Annotated in this window: 16 protein-coding genes; 5 read left to right on the forward strand and 11 right to left on the reverse strand. The window is 64.1% G+C overall.

Features of this window, described 5'->3' with window-relative positions:
- Positions 1-68 precede the first annotated feature (68 nt).
- Complete coding sequence (locus ACH488_RS09305) at positions 69-455, forward strand: methyltransferase family protein (RefSeq protein ID WP_397323865.1); 387 nt, start codon at positions 69-71, stop codon at positions 453-455.
- Positions 456-508: 53 nt separating this feature from the next.
- Here ACH488_RS09305 and ACH488_RS09310 read toward each other — a convergent pair whose 3' ends face one another.
- From ACH488_RS09310 to ACH488_RS09320, 3 genes are read right to left on the reverse strand one after another with little or no spacing between them, the layout of a single operon-like run.
- On the reverse strand, positions 509-943 hold the full coding sequence (locus ACH488_RS09310; protein WP_397323740.1) for a hypothetical protein: 435 nt from the start codon (positions 941-943) through the stop codon (positions 509-511).
- Complete coding sequence (locus tag ACH488_RS09315) at positions 940-1,839, reverse strand: TIGR01777 family oxidoreductase (RefSeq protein ID WP_397323741.1); 900 nt, start codon at positions 1,837-1,839, stop codon at positions 940-942. Before ACH488_RS09315 ends, ACH488_RS09310 begins: the two co-directional genes overlap by 4 nt.
- A complete protein-coding gene (locus tag ACH488_RS09320) occupies positions 1,836-2,498 on the reverse strand; it encodes a TetR/AcrR family transcriptional regulator (RefSeq protein WP_397323742.1) in 663 nt (220 codons plus the stop codon). The genes ACH488_RS09315 and ACH488_RS09320 overlap by 4 nt, the downstream gene beginning before the upstream one ends.
- Positions 2,499-2,802: 304 nt before the next feature.
- Between ACH488_RS09320 and ACH488_RS09325 the strand changes: the two genes are divergently transcribed.
- Complete coding sequence (locus ACH488_RS09325) at positions 2,803-3,513, forward strand: queuosine precursor transporter (RefSeq protein ID WP_397323744.1); 711 nt, start codon at positions 2,803-2,805, stop codon at positions 3,511-3,513.
- A gap of 91 nt (positions 3,514-3,604) precedes the next feature.
- On the opposite strand, the gene tgt is transcribed toward ACH488_RS09325, so the two are convergent.
- The 8 genes from tgt to ACH488_RS09365 form a co-directional block, all read right to left on the reverse strand.
- Positions 3,605-4,909, reverse strand: coding sequence for a tRNA guanosine(34) transglycosylase Tgt (tgt, locus tag ACH488_RS09330; protein ID WP_397323745.1), 1,305 nt, complete (start codon positions 4,907-4,909; stop codon positions 3,605-3,607).
- A 69-nt stretch (positions 4,910-4,978) separates the two neighbouring features.
- Positions 4,979-5,686: an SRPBCC domain-containing protein gene (locus ACH488_RS09335; protein WP_397323746.1), complete on the reverse strand. Its 708-nt coding sequence runs from the start codon at positions 5,684-5,686 to the stop codon at positions 4,979-4,981.
- Between the two features lie 62 nt (positions 5,687-5,748).
- Entirely contained in the window at positions 5,749-6,759 is a 1,011-nt protein-coding gene (locus tag ACH488_RS09340) for a DUF6707 family protein (protein WP_397323747.1), read from the reverse strand.
- 73 nt (positions 6,760-6,832) lie between these two features.
- Entirely contained in the window at positions 6,833-7,372 is a 540-nt protein-coding gene (locus tag ACH488_RS09345; RefSeq protein ID WP_397323748.1) for an NUDIX hydrolase family protein, read from the reverse strand.
- A 78-nt stretch (positions 7,373-7,450) separates the two neighbouring features.
- Positions 7,451-8,059 carry an RraA family protein gene (locus ACH488_RS09350; RefSeq protein WP_397323749.1) on the reverse strand — a complete coding sequence of 203 codons (609 nt, stop codon included), beginning with the start codon at positions 8,057-8,059 and terminating at the stop codon, positions 7,451-7,453.
- Positions 8,056-8,463, reverse strand: a complete 408-nt coding sequence (locus ACH488_RS09355; protein ID WP_397323750.1) for a RidA family protein — start codon at positions 8,461-8,463, stop codon at positions 8,056-8,058. The genes ACH488_RS09350 and ACH488_RS09355 overlap by 4 nt, the downstream gene beginning before the upstream one ends.
- Positions 8,460-9,824, reverse strand: coding sequence for an MFS transporter (locus tag ACH488_RS09360; protein WP_397323751.1), 1,365 nt, complete (start codon positions 9,822-9,824; stop codon positions 8,460-8,462). Before ACH488_RS09360 ends, ACH488_RS09355 begins: the two co-directional genes overlap by 4 nt.
- A gap of 157 nt (positions 9,825-9,981) precedes the next feature.
- Complete coding sequence (locus ACH488_RS09365; RefSeq protein WP_397323753.1) at positions 9,982-11,193, reverse strand: PucR family transcriptional regulator; 1,212 nt, start codon at positions 11,191-11,193, stop codon at positions 9,982-9,984.
- A gap of 164 nt (positions 11,194-11,357) precedes the next feature.
- On the opposite strand from ACH488_RS09365, the gene ACH488_RS09370 reads away from it, so the two are divergent.
- Genes ACH488_RS09370 through ACH488_RS09380 form a run of 3 tightly spaced genes read left to right on the forward strand, consistent with a single transcriptional unit; the run spans position 11,358 to position 15,720 of the window.
- Positions 11,358-12,689, forward strand: coding sequence for an MFS transporter (locus tag ACH488_RS09370; protein ID WP_397323755.1), 1,332 nt, complete (start codon positions 11,358-11,360; stop codon positions 12,687-12,689).
- Positions 12,686-14,305 (forward strand): thiamine pyrophosphate-dependent enzyme, encoded by a 1,620-nt coding sequence (locus ACH488_RS09375; RefSeq protein WP_397323756.1) that lies wholly within the window; start codon positions 12,686-12,688, stop codon positions 14,303-14,305. The genes ACH488_RS09370 and ACH488_RS09375 overlap by 4 nt, the downstream gene beginning before the upstream one ends.
- Before the next feature lie 17 nt (positions 14,306-14,322).
- Positions 14,323-15,720, forward strand: a complete 1,398-nt coding sequence (locus tag ACH488_RS09380) for a gamma-aminobutyraldehyde dehydrogenase (RefSeq protein WP_397323758.1) — start codon at positions 14,323-14,325, stop codon at positions 15,718-15,720.

Raw genomic sequence — 15,720 nt, forward strand, 5'->3', positions numbered from 1 at the left:
CGGTTGGACTAGTGCTGGACCCCATCCTGGACCGGCTCTTTCAGTCACCTGCCCCGTCCGGCCGGAGGATGCGCAGAGTCTTCGGAATGGTTTTAGTCGTGACCGGCGCGGGGATCACGGTCTGGGCGGTAGCAGAACGCCGCATGCGTAGTAATGGCAGTTTCGCCTTGAGCCACCCGGAGGACCTGGTGACGACCGGCCCCTACTCGTTGAGCCGCCATCCTATGTATTTGGGATGGTGGCTGATCCACTCCGGGATAGCCATCTTCCGGGGTTCCTCCGGGGCATTGGCCACACTGCCCGCCGGGATCCTTGTTGAACACGTCGGGGTTTTGTGGGAGGAAAAGGCGCTCCTCACGAAATTCGGTTACAAATACGCCGAGTACATGCGGGCCGTGCCGCGCTATGTGGGCAACCCCGCGAGCAGACTTATGCGCGCCGATAAACCACAGTGATAGACGGTTCTGGGGATGGGGCTATTTGGTGAGAGAGGGATGGGGGATTGGGGTTATTCGGTGAGAGAGCGTTGGGGGTTGAGTTTGACGAGCTTCCACACCGATAACCGGCCCACCCCCGCCGCCAAAGCAATGGATAGGCTGAAAAGAGTTGCACCCCAGCTTGAGAAGCCGCCGAAGGGTACGCAGATCAAGGCGCCGGCTGCGAAGAACACGGCAACGTGAATCCACTGGTTTCGGACGCGGCGAAGTGCCCATCCCAGGACGGCCCCTACCGCGGTGCCGATGAATGCTGCGGGGATGGCCGCGTAGATGAAGAAGATCAATGCCCAACCCGGAGCCTGCGTGGTCAGCAGTGAACTGAAGACCACATAGGCAACCGGGACACCCACAGCGAGACTCTTGCCGGTCAAAATCACGCGGTCCCGAGGGTCGTACTGTGAGCACCGCGGCTCGGCTAAGCCCATCTCGTCGTCCCAGTCGTTCATGACTTTGCCGCCACAATCTCGTTGAGGGCGCCCGCCAAGGACGGGTGCTCAAAGGCAAACCCTGCGTCAAGCAACCTGCGTGGCTCCACCCAGCGGCTCTTCAAGACGAGCTCCGTCTCAGTGCGGATCATCACCGCGCCCAGCTCCAGCAACCACTTCGGCGTTGGAAGGCCGAACGGCATACCGAGGCTTTGTCGAACCAACGTCATCAGCTCTCGGTTGTCCACCGGATACGGCGACGCGGCATTGACAGGTCCAGAAAGCGCGGGCCGGTGGTGGATGAACAATACGGCCCGGAACAAGTCCTCCACATGGATCCAGCTGAACTTTTGTGTGCCTGGACCCATATGTCCGCCCAAACCACCGCGGGCCAGGTTCCGGAAAGGACCCATCACTCCGCCGTCCCCACCCAGGACAATCGCGATCCGCAGCGGCACTTTCCGAGTAGCCGGCACCACAGCCGCGGCCAGTTCGTCCTCCCATGCACGGGCCACGGACACGGAGAATCCCCGGCCAAGTTCGCCGGACATCTCCGATTGCGGCCGATCCTTAGCATGCCGGTAGATGGTTCCTGTGCTTGCGTTGATCCACGTCCGCGGGGGTTCGCCGCAATTGGACAACGCCACCCCCAATGACCGCGTCGTCAAGACCCGCGAATCGAGGATCTCCCGGCGGTTCCGATCGTTGTAACGGCAGTTCACGGTCCGTCCGGCGAGGTTCACCAGCAGCTCGGCGCCGTTCAGCACGCGGGTCATGCCGCCGTCGTCGTTCCATTGCGCGTCAGCCCAAGCATCGCGACCAATGGTTCGCACCTGCCACCCCTCCTCAACGAACCGCCGCCGAAAGTAGCTGCCGATGAACCCCGAAGCGCCAGCGAGCACCACCGTCCGTGTCATGAGTCTTCCCTGACGTTGCGGACCAAGCCGAGGACGTCGTCGAACACCTTGCTGACACCCGGAATTTTCGCCAGCGACAGCCCGCGGGCCACCAGCGGCGCCGCGCCGTCAATCAGTTTGCGCGTGCGGCGCTGGCCCTCGGATGTGTCGTAAACCCAGAACAGCGCGATCCCCATGTAGGCGAGCCACAACAGTTCGGGCAGGTCGGCGCGCAGCTTTTTCGCGACGGCGGGTGAGGAACCGTCGACGGCGGAGCGGAAGATCGCGAGCGAAGCGTCCCGGGCGGCGCTGGACGCCTCGCCGAACGGATTGACGGGTGACGTCGGCCGGATCGCCGTCGCGATGAAATCGGAACCGAACTGGTGGTACGGCGCCATGACGTCGATGCCGCTGTGCAGCACTGCTTTTAGTCGTCCGGCCAGGTCCTGGACGCCTTCGAGGGTTTTCGCGGCCGCGATGGCGTGCTCGTCCTGGACTTGGATGTAGAGCTCCTGGACCAGCTCATCCTTGGAGGAGAAGTAGTAATAGGCGTTGCCGACGGACACCCCGGCCTCCTGGGCGATGGCGCGCATAGTGGTCTTCTCGAAGCCGATCTCGCGGAACATTTTCAGGGCGACGCTGGCGACGAGTTGTCTGGTCTGCTCACTCTTGGCTGCCATGGGATATCCCTCACTGGATTTTGAACGTGTTCAAGAATGAGTATTGCACTGTTTATGAACGTGTTCAAAACTGGCAGTGAGAGAGGATCGGTGGGGAGGGGGTGGTTTGGTGAGAGAGGATCGGCGGGGGAGGGGTGGTTTGGTGAGAGAGGATCGGCGGGGGAGGGGTGGTTTGGTGAGAGAGGATCGGGGAGGTGGGAGAATGTAGCTGGTGTCGGGCCGGATGCCCCACCAAACACAGTGCTAATACAGCGGGGCGGCCTCGAAACGAGCGCCTGCGCGAACCACTACGAACGGATGACCCATGCCCTCGCCCTCAGGCTCCAGCACGTTGAGCAAACCAGCTCCCCGCTTTGCCTCTATCGGATCCCCCTACTTCGGCATCATGCTGGCGGTCATGGCCGTGGTGCTGATCCTGTCCAACATCGGTGCCTCCAAGGGGGTGGTGCTCGGCCCGATCATCACCGACGGCGGGTTCTTCCTGTTCCCGCTGGCCTACATCCTGGGCGACGTGATGAGTGAGGTGTACGGGTTCAAGGTTGCCCGCAAAGCCATCATCACGTCCTTTGCGCTGAGCGTGTTCGCATCCCTCTGCTACTGGGTGATCATCATCCTGCCCGGTTTCAACGATGAGTACGGCACGGCCAAGCAAGCTGCCATCGAGGGCGCCTTGGGTCCGGTGCCGCAGATCGTGCTGGCCTCCCTGCTCGCGTTCCTGGCCGGCCAGACCATCAACTCCTGGATCCTCGTGAAGATGAAGGAACGCACCGGAGAGAAGACCCTGTGGGCCCGGCTCATGGGTTCCTCTGTGGTGGGCGAATTCGTGGACACGCTGATCTTCTGCAGCATCGCTGCCTCGGTGATCGGCATCTCGGATGCAGGCTCGTTCGTCAATTACGTCCTGGTGGGCTTCGTCTACAAGACCGCCGTCGAGTTCATCTTCGTGCCCATCACCGTGCTCGTAGTGGGTTGGATCAAGAAGCGCGAGCCGAGCTACGGAGTAGTCGCAGCGTAAGCCCACGCCGGGTTCGCTGGAACGGTGCCCAGTCGCTGGAAGTTTCCCAGCCTCCAAGCACGTTTCCGGCGAACCCGGCGCCCAACAAAGGCTACGAGTAGTACCGCCCCAACGTTTCGGCCTTGAACTCGAAGAAGTCCCCGGACTCGATGGCCAAACGGGCGTCGTCCACCATCTTCACCACGAACCGCTCATTGTGGATGGAGATGAGCGTGGCCGAGAGCATCTCCTTGGCCTTGAACAAGTGGTGGATGTAGGCGCGCGAGTAGTTCAAGCACGCGTAGCAGTCGCAGCCTTCCTGCAGCGGCCCGAAGTCCTTCTTGTACTTCGCTCCGGACAGGTTGAACCGGCCGTACGGGGTGTAGAACGCGGAGTTCCTGGCAACGCGGGTGGGGGAGACACAGTCGAAGGTGTCCGCGCCGTTTTCGATGGCCGTGAAAATGTCGTCCGGCTCGGAGATGCCCAGCAGGTGCCGCGGCTTGTCCTCGGGAAGTTCCTCGTTGCACCAGCGCACGATCGTTCCCAGGTTCTCCTTCTCCAAGGCACCGCCGATTCCGTAGCCGTCGAAAGGCATGGCTCCGAGGTCCCGGCAGGCCTTGCGCCGGAGGTCTTCATACTGGGCACCCTGAATCACGCCGAACAACGCCTGGTACGGCCTGCCCACGCGGGAGGCCGTCAAGGAGAAATGCTCGTCCAGGCAACGCAGAGCCCACAAGCGCGTGCGTTCCAACGACTCTTCCTGGTACGCCCGCGAGTTCTGCAGCGTGGTGAGCTCGTCGAAGGCAAACATGATGTCCGCGCCGATCTGGTGCTGCACCTGCATGGAAATCTCGGGGGAGAACCTGTGCTTGTCTCCGTTGAGGTGGGACTTGAACCAGACACCGTCGTCGTCGATGTGCGCCAGGCGTTCCTTGCCTGGTGCCACGGCGTCATCCGGGCCGGAAGTATCCACATTTTTCATGTCGATGACCTTCTTGAACCCGGAGCCGAGACTCATCACCTGGAATCCGCCGGAGTCGGTGAAGGTAGGGCCGGACCAGTTCATGAACGCGCCGAGGCCTCCCGCGGCGTCGAGGATCTCGGGACCGGGCTGCAGGTACAGGTGATAGGCATTGGCCAGAACGGCCTGCGCGCCGAGGTCCGCGATGGACTCCGGCAGCACGGCCTTGACGGTGGCCTTGGTTCCGACGGCGATGAACGCCGGTGTCTGGATGGTTCCGTGCGGCGTGGTGATGGTTCCGGTCCTGCCAACGAACTCGCCGCCGTTGGCGTCCACCAAAGCGTCCGACGGCGACGACGTTTCAGTCAGTCGCTGGCCCACCGAGAAGGAGAACCCGGAGGCAGGATCGGAAACGGCGGACGGAACGGATGAGGGCGAAGACACGGAAGCTGGCACGCTACCAAGTGTGCCAGCTTTACCGCGGGTAACTTGCCCGGCAGACCCGGGAGGGCCCGGCAGCAACCATCAGGACCCGGAGCCTGAGTCCTTCCACTTGTCCCACGAGGACCGGATGTCCGCCAAAGTGTGCGCCCCCAAATCGTAGGTGGAGGCGATCACCATGGCGCCGCCGTCGGGCCTTTTCTCCGGAATCGCCAGCTGTTCGGCGACAATCAACAGCCCATCGCCGTGTTCGGCGTAGCTGTGGACGGTGACGCCAACCTGATGGCGGCTCTTGAACCAGACCTTTCCGGAAATCGACTCGCCGGTGGACAGCGTGAGTGAATATTCGTCCCCGACCGGCGGAAGATCGCCCAACCCCAGCTTCTCAATGGCCGACCCGCCACCGGCGACCGAGACAAAGTGCGTCCGGCGCTTGCCGTGGGGGTGGCGTTCCAGGGTGAAGCGGAGTTGGTTCAGGAAAGTGAGCCAGCCCTGGGTGATGTCCTCGTCCCATTCCGCCCACTCGGAGTCGTGGTCCAACGCGGCGCGGGTGACCTTGACTTCCGTGCCGCCGGATACCGGATGGAGCTCGAACTCATCGCCGCCGCGAACGGTCAGGCTGGTGTGGTCCGGTCCTTCCACGACGCTCGGATCAAAGTAGATTTGCTTGATTTCGTCGGTCAGCTCGTCGGTTTCCCAGCCGTGCCATTGGGCCACCAGCGACGGTTCGCGCAGCATCGTCCAAACTTGCTGCGCGTCAGCATTAATCACTACGCTCAGATTGTTCGTCATGGCCCTGAATTTACCGCCGTTTGGGTGCCTAAAACAGGCCTTGCACTTCCGTCCGCAGAGGACTAGGCACGGACTGCTTCGAGCTCGTTGGCGATCCGGCGTCCCAGTTCATCCTCGGCGATGGTTTTGGAGCCGCCGTGTGCCCGGAGGAACATCAACGCTTCGAGCCGCAGGAACCGCCATTCACGCTCGGCGTCGCGGTTCCCGTTGTCCACGGCGCGAAAAATTTCCTTGTCGTAGAGGTTGGGCTCGTTCAGGGAACGCTGGCGGACCCGGGCGTTGACGAGTGCCTTGAACGGGTCCTCTTCCTGCGATTCGGGAGCGCGGAGCAGTTTCTCGTAGACGGCGGCCCGCTCCGACTGGCCGGCTTCGCGGCAAATGAAGCTGGACAACGCGAGGGCCCGCTCGATCGATGCCCAGCGGTCCAGGTTCCCGTCGAACGGAAGCACGTTCAGCAGGTCCGCGACTTCCAGGGAATGGTCGGGGTCGCGCAGCACGATGCAGAGATCGAAGGCGAGGTCGCTGAGGTCACGCAGGCAGCTGCCGGATTTGGTGTTGATGCCCTTCGCCAGCCGCTCGGCCAGCACCTGCACGCCGTTCTTGCCTTTGTGTTTGGCCACCGCGGCGCGCACTACGGCCTCCGGCGTTCCGTCCGGTTCGGGGATCAAGGCCAGTTCTTCGGCAGTGGGGCCGGTGAAGGCGGGAGGGTCCGCCGGGCGGGGAGGTACGACGACGGCGGGACCGGGCTCTGCGCCGGGCTCGGCATCCGCGGTGGTACTGGAGTCGGCTAACGCGGCCTCGCCGGGAGCCGCCTCATCGTCGGCCGCGTCGCCACCCAAGCCGCGCGGAACACCGTCGCCCACAGGAACACTGGACCCAACAGCGATCCGTACCGTGCCGGCGTCGTACGTGGTGACCAGCAGCAGCGCGGCAGTGCCGTAATCGTCGTTCTGGACCTCAACGGAGGCGATTTCCTCGGCCGGACCGTCCCCGGGGAGGTACACGAAATCCCCGGCTTGCAGGTCCCCAGCCTGCTTTTCGCGGTATTGCTGTGAGGCTGGGCTGTGAGTCATCGGAAGTCCTTTGGTTCTCTTGCGGTCCGCCGTCCAGTCTACAAAAGCGGACCGCCAATAACCTGAGGACCCGCTAGGCGACGATGCCGGAGAACGCCAAAGCCTGGCGGACCAGGCTGCCGCGGCCGCCTTCGAATTCCTGCTGGACTCCTTCGCTGAGGACTTCCTGCGGCGTCATCCACGTGAGTTCCAACGCGTCCTGCCGCGGTTCGCATTCTCCGGTGACGGGAATGATGAACACCAACGAAACGGCGTGCTGGCGGTCGTCGGTGAAGCCGGTCTGGGAAGGCGCCGGGAAGTATTCGGCCACCGTGAACGGCACCGGACTGATGGGAAGCTGCGGGAAAGCCAGGGGGCCGAGGTCCTTTTCCATGTGCCGGAGCAGGGCTGCCCGGATGGTTTCACGGTAGAGAACACGGCCGGAGACGAGGTAGCGCACCATGTTGCCGTCGGCGTCGCCCTGCAGGAGGGTGCCCACTTCATTGACGTACCCGAGCGGATCCAAGCGGACAGGGACAGCTTCCACGTAGACCATGGGGAGGCGGCCGCGGGCTTCGAAGAGGTCCTCATCGGAAAGCCAGCCTGGATACGGGTCGGGTGTACGTACGCTCATGGTTAAGTTCTACCCCATCACCAGCCGAAGTTCCGTTGAGGCCTTGCCGGTCGCTGTGGCGTTACGCTCTCGGCGGTATTACAACGCAAGGATTGACTCGAGGGGGTGGCCGGCGGCAAGGCGCGCGAGGATGTCAGGCTCGGCCTCGTCCGACGCCAAGGCCTTGTCCAGGACTCCCCGGGCCGCTTCCGGTGAAAGCACGATCAACCCGTTGTCATCCCCAAGCACCACATCACCGGGGTTGACCTCCACTCCGCCGCAGCGCACCGGGACGTTCACCGCCGACCCCGTACCGCGGAGCCGTTTGGTGGTGAGGCAAGTGGTCCCGCGCGCGAAGACGGGCAGCGCAGCCTGCCGCAGCTCCAGGACGTCCGTCGCCATGCCGTCAACCACGACGGCGGCAGCACCTTGGGCGATCGCCGCGGCTGCCGTCACGGCACCGACGGGCGCATGGCGGTGGTCGCCCAGCATGTCCACCACGAGCACGTCGCCGGGCCGCAAGGCCAGAAGCGCCCGGTTCATGGCGATGGCATCGTGGTCCGCGATCCGCACTGTTACGGCGGGTCCGGCGACCTTCACGTTCTCCAGCAGGGACTGGATGGCCGGATCCACGAACCCATCCTCCAGGAAGTGGCCGATGGTGGGGTAGCTGATTCTCTCCAGGTCCTGGAGCAGCGTGGTGATCATGGGGCGGTGTCCTCCGATCCGGCCAGGACGGCAACGCATTCGATCTCGAGGGACACACCCCAGAGGCTCACGCAAACGGTAGTCCGTGCAGGTTTGGCGTCGCCGAAGTACTCCACATAGACGCGGTTGTACTCCTCAAGTTGCTCTTCGCTGGTCAGGTAGGTGTTCACTTTGACCACGTGCTGCAGGCTGGAGCCGGCGGCTTCCAGGACCCCTGCGAGGTTCTCGATGGTCTGGCGGACCTGCCCTTCGAAGGTGGCGGGTTGATCGTCAAGGCCCGTGATCGCGGGGATCTGGCCGGAGGTGAACACGAATCCGTTGGCAATGACCGCGGGGGAGAAAGGCCCGACGGCGGGCGCCTGGCCGGGGATGCCGGCCAGGCGCTCGATGGTGGATGCGGTCATTTGGCTGCCGCTTCCGATGTTGCTGCCTCAGCCGGGGCTTCCTCGACGGAGTCGATGTTGCCGTGCCGGGTCTCGGTGAGGACGAAGAGCGCTGCCAGGGAAAGGACGGCCGCCGCCATGATGTACCAGGCGATCGAGGAGCTCTGGCCGGTCAAGCCAAGGAGCCACGTGGTGATGAACGGCGTAGCGGCGCTGCCCAGGAGCCCGGAGAGCATGTACGCCACGGACAGGCCGGAGTAGCGGACCTTGGACCCGAAGAGCTCTGCCAGGAAGGTGGCAATGGGGCCGTAGTTGGCTGCGAACGCCGTCATCATCGCGAGGTAGGCAACGAACAGCAGCGCCACCGATTTGGTGTCCATGAGCCAGAACATCGGAAACGCGAGTGCAGCCTCCGCAGCGACGCCGGCGTAGATGATGGGCTTGCGGCCGTACTTGTCCGAGAGCTTGCCGAAGAAGGGAATCAGGACGAAGCACAGGGCACAGGCGGCCAGGACAACCCAGAGCATGAGGCTCTCCGAGTGGCCCAGTTCCTTCTTGCCGTAGGAGACGCCCGAGGCCACGAGGAGCGTGAAGGTGCTGCCGGTGGAGAGGGTGGCCACGCCGCCCAGGACAACCTGCTTCCAGTACTTGGCCATAAGCGAGGCGAACGGCATCTTGGCATTGGCCCCGGCGGTCTTGACGGCCTTGAAGGACGGCGTTTCTTCGATATTCAAGCGGATGTAGATGCCGACGGCCACCAAGAGGACGGAGGCCAGGAACGGGATGCGCCAACCCCAGGCGTGCAGGGCATCCGTGCTGATGCTGGAGGCCACAATCAGGAAGGCAACGTTGGCGATCAACGTGCCTGCGGGGACGCCAACCTGGACCAGGGACCCGTAGAAACCCCGGCGGGCCGGGGGAGCGTGCTCAACGGTAATGAGCACCGCGCCACCCCATTCGCCGCCGAGGGCAAGGCCCTGGATGACGCGAAGGAGGAGGAGCAGCAGGGGAGCCATGATGCCGATGCTTTGGTAGTCGGGCAACAGGCCAATGGCGAACGTCGCAGCGCCCATGGTCAGGAGCGAAACAAGCAGCATCGACTTACGGCCCAGCCGGTCGCCGAAGTGGCCAAAGATGATGGCACCCACCATGCGGGCAATGTACGCCGAAGCGAAGGTGCCGAAGGCGAGCATGGTGCCCACAATGGGGTCGAAGCTGGGGAAGAAGATCTTGTTGAAGACCAGCGCGGACGCTGTTCCAAAGACGAAAAGGTCGTACCACTCAACAGTGGTGCCAATGACGCTGGCAAAAGCGATTTTGCGCATTTTTGCCAGGTCCAGCCTGGCTGTGGAAGCGGATTCGGTATCTACCGTTTGGGCCATCAGAATCTCCGGATGGGGTGCGGGGACGAGTGTCCGGTGCAAGGTAGCTACAACTATTCTGTGTTGCGGATCACAGCTTCAATGGCAAAAATCCCAGCAAAAACGGGCGCGGAATGTGAGAACACACATCGGGCTGCCGAGGAGCAAAACACGGCACCTACGCCCAGGCCACCACCAGCCGTGCTGCGCTCGCCGGTACCGCGAGGTCGATTCCCGTGAGCTCTTGGAAGCGGTTGAGCCGGTTCAGGATGGTGTTCCGGTGGCAGAACAACTGCTCCGAGGTCAGCGTGACATTGCCCGTGGTCAGGTAGTTCCGAACGGTCTCCAACAGGCGCTCGCGCTCGCCGCCCTTGCACTCGGCCAGGGCTTCCTCGAGTTCGGCGGCAAGGTCCAGTCCGGCGTCCTGCAGGTTCTGTTGCGCCAGGCGGGCCCACGCCGAATCGGCTGATAGGGGGCCGGCGTCGCGGGGGCGGAGGAGCGCGGCGAGGCTTTCCGCCGTGCGGGCTGCTGCGGGCAGGGCACGCAGTCCCAGGATTTCGGGAACATAGCCGCAGGGGACGTCCACGACGCCGGGCGGCAGCTGATGTTTTTCGGCGTCGTTTCTGTGAAGTTCGCCGCGGTTTTCCGGGCCCCTTGACCGGAGCGGCGGCAGGGTCCAGAACACGTAGGTATTTCCGCCGGACTCGTGCACGAACAACCGCTGCCGGGAGTGCTGGTTCGAACCGAACTGTGACGCAGCAGCCCGTAGCCGTGCTCCGGCGTCGCCGCTCGCAGCTACCAGCGCAAACCGGGATTCCGGGTTGATGCCCAAAGCCGAGGCAACTTGTGCGGAGGTCTCCAAGGACGGCGTGCTCTGGTTGAACAGCCGTGCGATGAATTCGCGCTGGATGCTCGATTCTTCCTGCGCCATGCGCACGCGCTCAGTGAGGTAGCTCGTGTGGGTCCTGGTGGCGAACTCGTCCACTACCCGCCACACCTGGTCCACCCTGGAAGCCAGGAGCATGGCGTCTTCAGGCTTGGCGATTTCCAAGAGTTCCGCCCAGAGGATGCTGAAGTCCAGTCGTACGGCGGATGTCAGTGATTCGGGCGGGATTCCGGCCCGCGCGCGCTTGGAACCGAGGTCGGAGGCGAAGTCCAGCAGTCCGTCGCTGCTGTCCGTCGTGCCGTTCTTGAGCCCGCGGATCAGGCGCCGGAACGTTCCGCGGGCAGTCTCGGTGATTTCCTGGATAGTCACCTGGCTTTCGCCGTATTCGGGGATCTCGCGGACCCTGGCGGTAAACGCGCGGGCCAGTTCATCCAGCCGTCCGTCCAGCTGATCCACCAGTTCGGTCCAGCGCTGGCTATGCCCGGACGCTTCAACATTGTGCATTCACACATCTTAGCGGCCCTTTTGCGTGATGTATCGCTAGTTATTTTGGGAAAAACTACTGGCACTATGGAATGAGTCACTGTGGAGTGAATCCCCTCACAAGCATCCACACCACCCTCCGGGCCCCCAACGCCCGGTCCCGTTTTCGCACTTTTGGAGCAACAATGGCAAGCACCGTCAGCGGAGCCACGGGCGTCAGCCCAACGGCAACACGCGTCGTCGATGAAAGCGTCACCAAGAAGGTGGCCCTCGCTGCCCTGGTGGGCACGGCGTTGGAATGGTACGACTTTTTCCTCTTCACAACGGCTGCGGCCTTGGTGTTCAACGCCCAGTTCTTCGTCTCGCAGGACCCGTTCGTCGCGGCGATGGGCTCGTTCGCCACACTCGCTGTGGGCTTCGTGGCCCGCCCGATCGGTGGCTTCATCTTCGGCGCCCTGGGCGACAAGGTTGGCCGCAAGAAGATCCTCATGGTCACCATCGTCGGGATCGGCATTGTCACCGGCCTCATCGGCCTGCTTCCGAACTACATGACCATCGGCCTGGCCGCACCCATCCTCCTGGTGGCTCTGCGCATCGTCCAGGGCCTCGCCGTCGGCGGTGAGTGGAGCGGCGCGGTGATCATCGCCGTCGAGAACGCTCCAGTGGAGAAGCGTGCACGCTATGCGGCGCTTCCGCAGGTCGGTTCGCCGATCGGCACCATCCTGTCCTCGGGCGGTTTCTTCGGCATGCTCTTCCTGGTGGGCCAGACCAACTTCGACGCCTGGGGCTGGCGCATTCCGTTCATCGCCGCCATCCCGCTGCTGGCCGTATCCCTGTGGATCCGCAGCAAGCTCAGCGAGTCGCCCGAATTCGAAGCCCTCATGGAGTCCGGCGAAACGGAGCACGCGCCCATCCGCGGCGTCCTGAAAAACAGTTGGCGGCAGATCCTGGTGGGCATGTGCTCGGCCCTCCTGGGAATCGGCGGCTTCTACCTCATCACCAGTTTCGTGGTCTTCTACGGCACGAAGGTCCTCAAGCTGCCCTCTGAACTGTTGCTCCTGGGCACCCTGCTTGCCGCTGCTCTTGAGATCGGCGCCCTCATCTGGGCCGGCCGCCTCGGCGAGAAGTTCGGTGCCAGCAAGGTCATCCTTTGGGGTGGCGTTGCCTCGGCCCTCATCGCAGTCCCGGTGTTCCTGGCCATCGACAGCCGCAACCCCGTCCTGGTGGTTTTGGGCATGATGATCGGCGTCGCTGTTCTTTCCATTCCCTACGCAGTCTCCGGTACTGCCCTGACCGCCCTCTTCGCCACGAAGGTGCGCTACACCGGCGTCGCCATCACGTCCAACACGGCAGGCGTCATCTCCGGCTTCGTGCCGCTGATCGCCACGGCCCTGGTGGCCACCAACAACTCCTTCTGGCCGGGCGCCATCATCCTGCTGGTCGTTTCCGCACTCACTGCCTTGTCCGGCCTGTTCCTCCCACGCCTTTCCATCGAAGAAGAAGGAATGAAGCATTGAGCACCACCACTGCGGGCCACCTGATTGTTGGCCAACTCGAACGGGCAGGCATCAAGCGGGTCTACACCGTTCCCGGCGAGAGCTTCCTTGACGTGCTGGACGGACTGCACGGTTCACCCATCCAGAACGTCGTGGCCCGCCAGGAAGGCGGCGCCGGGTTCATGGCCCTCGCCGAAGGCCGCCTGACGGAACTTCCAGGCGTGGCCATGGTGACCCGTGGTCCGGGCGCAGCGAACGCTTTCATCGCGGTCCACACGGCGTACCAGGATGCCACGCCGTTGATCCTGTTCGTCGGCCTGATCCCGGTGGCAGACCGTGGGCGCGAGTCGTTCCAGGAGTTCGACATCAACGCCTGGTTCGGCAGCACAGCCAAGAAAGTGGTCACTCTCGACGACGCCGCTTCCGCCGCCCGCGTGGTGGACGACGCCATCTTCACCGCGCTCAGCGGGCGTCCGGGACCCGTGGTCATCGGCCTTCCGGAGGACGTCCTGGTCCACGTCGTCGACGACGCCACGGTGGAGCCGCGCACAGTGGCCCGCCCGGAGCCAACCGTCGCGGACCTAGCCGTCATGAAGCAGAAGCTGGAGCAGTCACGCAAGCCGCTCATCGTCGTCGGCGGCGAAGGCTGGACGCAGGAGTCAGGCGAGCAACTGGCCGCCTGGGCGAGCCGCCACAGCATCCCGGTGGTGGCGGACTTCCGCGCCTACGACGCCGTTCCCCACCGCAGCGACGCCTACGCCGGCTTCCTCGGTTACGGCCGCAGCGACGCAAACGCCCAGCGCCTGGATGACGCCGACTTGCTGGTCTTCGTGGGCTGCGTCCGCGGCGACGTGCTCTCCGACGGCTACAAGCGCGGGCTGGGCGCCGAGACCATTGTGGTCAATGCAGACGCCAACCTCTTGGGCCACTTCGGCCGGGTGGACCAGCACATAGTTGCCGACGTTTCGGCGTTCGCGGGTGCCCTCGCCGCCGTTGACGCTGCCGTGGAACCGCAGGAAGGCTGGTTTGCCAGCGCCCGCGCTGATTACCTCAAGTTCTCCACGCCAGCACCCGACGGCGGCATCGGCGTCGACCTCGGCGTCGCCATGGAGGTCCTCAAGAAAGAGATGGACGACGACGCCGTCCTCACCTTCGGTGCCGGGAACCACGCCCTGTGGCCCGCGCGCTACCTTGCCCACAACACCGCCAACTCCCTCGCCGCACCGCGCAACGGCGCCATGGGCATGGGTATCCCTGCGGCCGTCGCAGCTTCGCTCGCGTACCCGGGACGCCAGGTCATTTCCGTGGCCGGGGATGGCTGCTTCATGATGAACGGCCAGGAAATCGCCACGGCCATGGGCTACGGCGCGCAGTTCATTGTGCTGGTGGTGGACAACGGCATCTTCGCCACCATCCGTGAGCACCAGGAAGCCCATTACCCGGACCGCCCCTCGGGAACGCACATGACCAACCCGGACTTCGCCGCGTTGGCCCGTTCCTACGGCGGCTACGGAGAACGCGTTGAGCGGACCGAGGACTTCGCGGCCGCGTTCCGCCGCGCCGTCGACTCCGGCCTTCCTGCGTTGCTGCACCTGCCGCAGGACCCCACGACGCGTTCGCCCAAGACGTCCAACTAAGAGTCAGGACCTTTTTCGTGATTCAGCTCCAGAACATCATCAACGGCGAGTCCGTCTCCGCAACGGAAACGCTGCCCTTCTTCGACCCCTCCACGGGTGAGCAGATCGGCACCGCCCCGGACAGCGACGCAGCCGTCGTCGACCTCGCCTTCCAGGCTGCTGCCGCGGCCTTCAAGAGTTACAAGCGCACGACGCCGGGAACGCGCCAGTCGCTGTTGTTGCAGCTCGCGGACCTCATCGAGGCCAACGTTGACCGCCTGCTTGAGGCCGAGGTTGCCTGCACTGGCAAGCCCGCGGCCCTCACACGTGAGCTCGAAATTCTCCGCGGTGCTGACCAACTCCGTTTCTTCGCTGGGGCGTGCCGGGTGGTTTCTGGCACGGCACAGACGGAGTATGTCGAGGGATTCTCTTCCACTATCCGGCGGGAGCCGATCGGCGTGGTCGCCCAGATTACGCCGTGGAACTACCCGTTCATGATGGCCATCTGGAAGATCGGCCCGGCCTTGGCAGCGGGCAACACGCTGGTCCTCAAGCCCGCCGACACCACGCCGTGGTCCACGGTGGTGCTGGCGGAACTGGCCCAGCAGGTTTACCCGGCCGGTGTGGTGAACGTGGTCTGCGGCGGACGCGAAGCCGGGGCTGCCATGGTGGATCACGAGATTCCGGAAATGGTGTCCATCACCGGTTCCACCCGCGCCGGTGCCCAGGTGATGTCCGCGGCGTCGAAGACCCTGAAGGATGTCCATTTGGAGCTCGGCGGCAAGGCACCCGCGGTGGTGTTTGCCGACGTCGATATCCAGCGGACCGCACGCGAGATCGCGCTCGGCGCGTTCTTCAACGCGGGCCAGGATTGCACGGCTGTGACCCGCGTGCTGGTCCATGAGGACATCCATACGGAGTTTGCCGCGGCCCTGGCTGATGCTGCCTCGGCTCTTCGTGTTGGCGAGGACCTTGGCCCGCTCAACAGCGCCGCGCAGTTGGAGCGCGTGGAGGGCTTCATGTCCCGGCTGCCCGCGAACGCCCGCGTCCTGGCCGGTGGCAAGCGCGCCGGAACGGGGTACTTCTTTGAGCCCACGGTGATCGACGGGGTGTTCCAGAGCGACGAGGTGGTGTGCGACGAGATCTTCGGGCCCGTCCTGACCGTCCAGCCGTTCGCCACGGAAGAAGAGGCCCTGGAGCTCGCCAACGGCACCAAGTACGCCCTGGCGTCCAGTGTGTGGTCCGAGAACCACGGTGTGGTGACGCGCGTTTCCAATGAGCTCGACTTCGGCGCGGTGTGGATCAACTGCCACCAGGTGATCCCCGCTGAAGCGCCGCACGGTGGCTTCAAGCACTCCGGCACCGGCAAGGACCTCTCCGTTTTCGGGCTTGAGGACTACACGCGCATCAAGTCCGTCACCACGTCCCACCGCTAG

The organism is Paenarthrobacter sp. NPDC018779, from assembly GCF_044391085.1.
GTDB lineage: Bacteria > Actinomycetota > Actinomycetes > Actinomycetales > Micrococcaceae > Arthrobacter.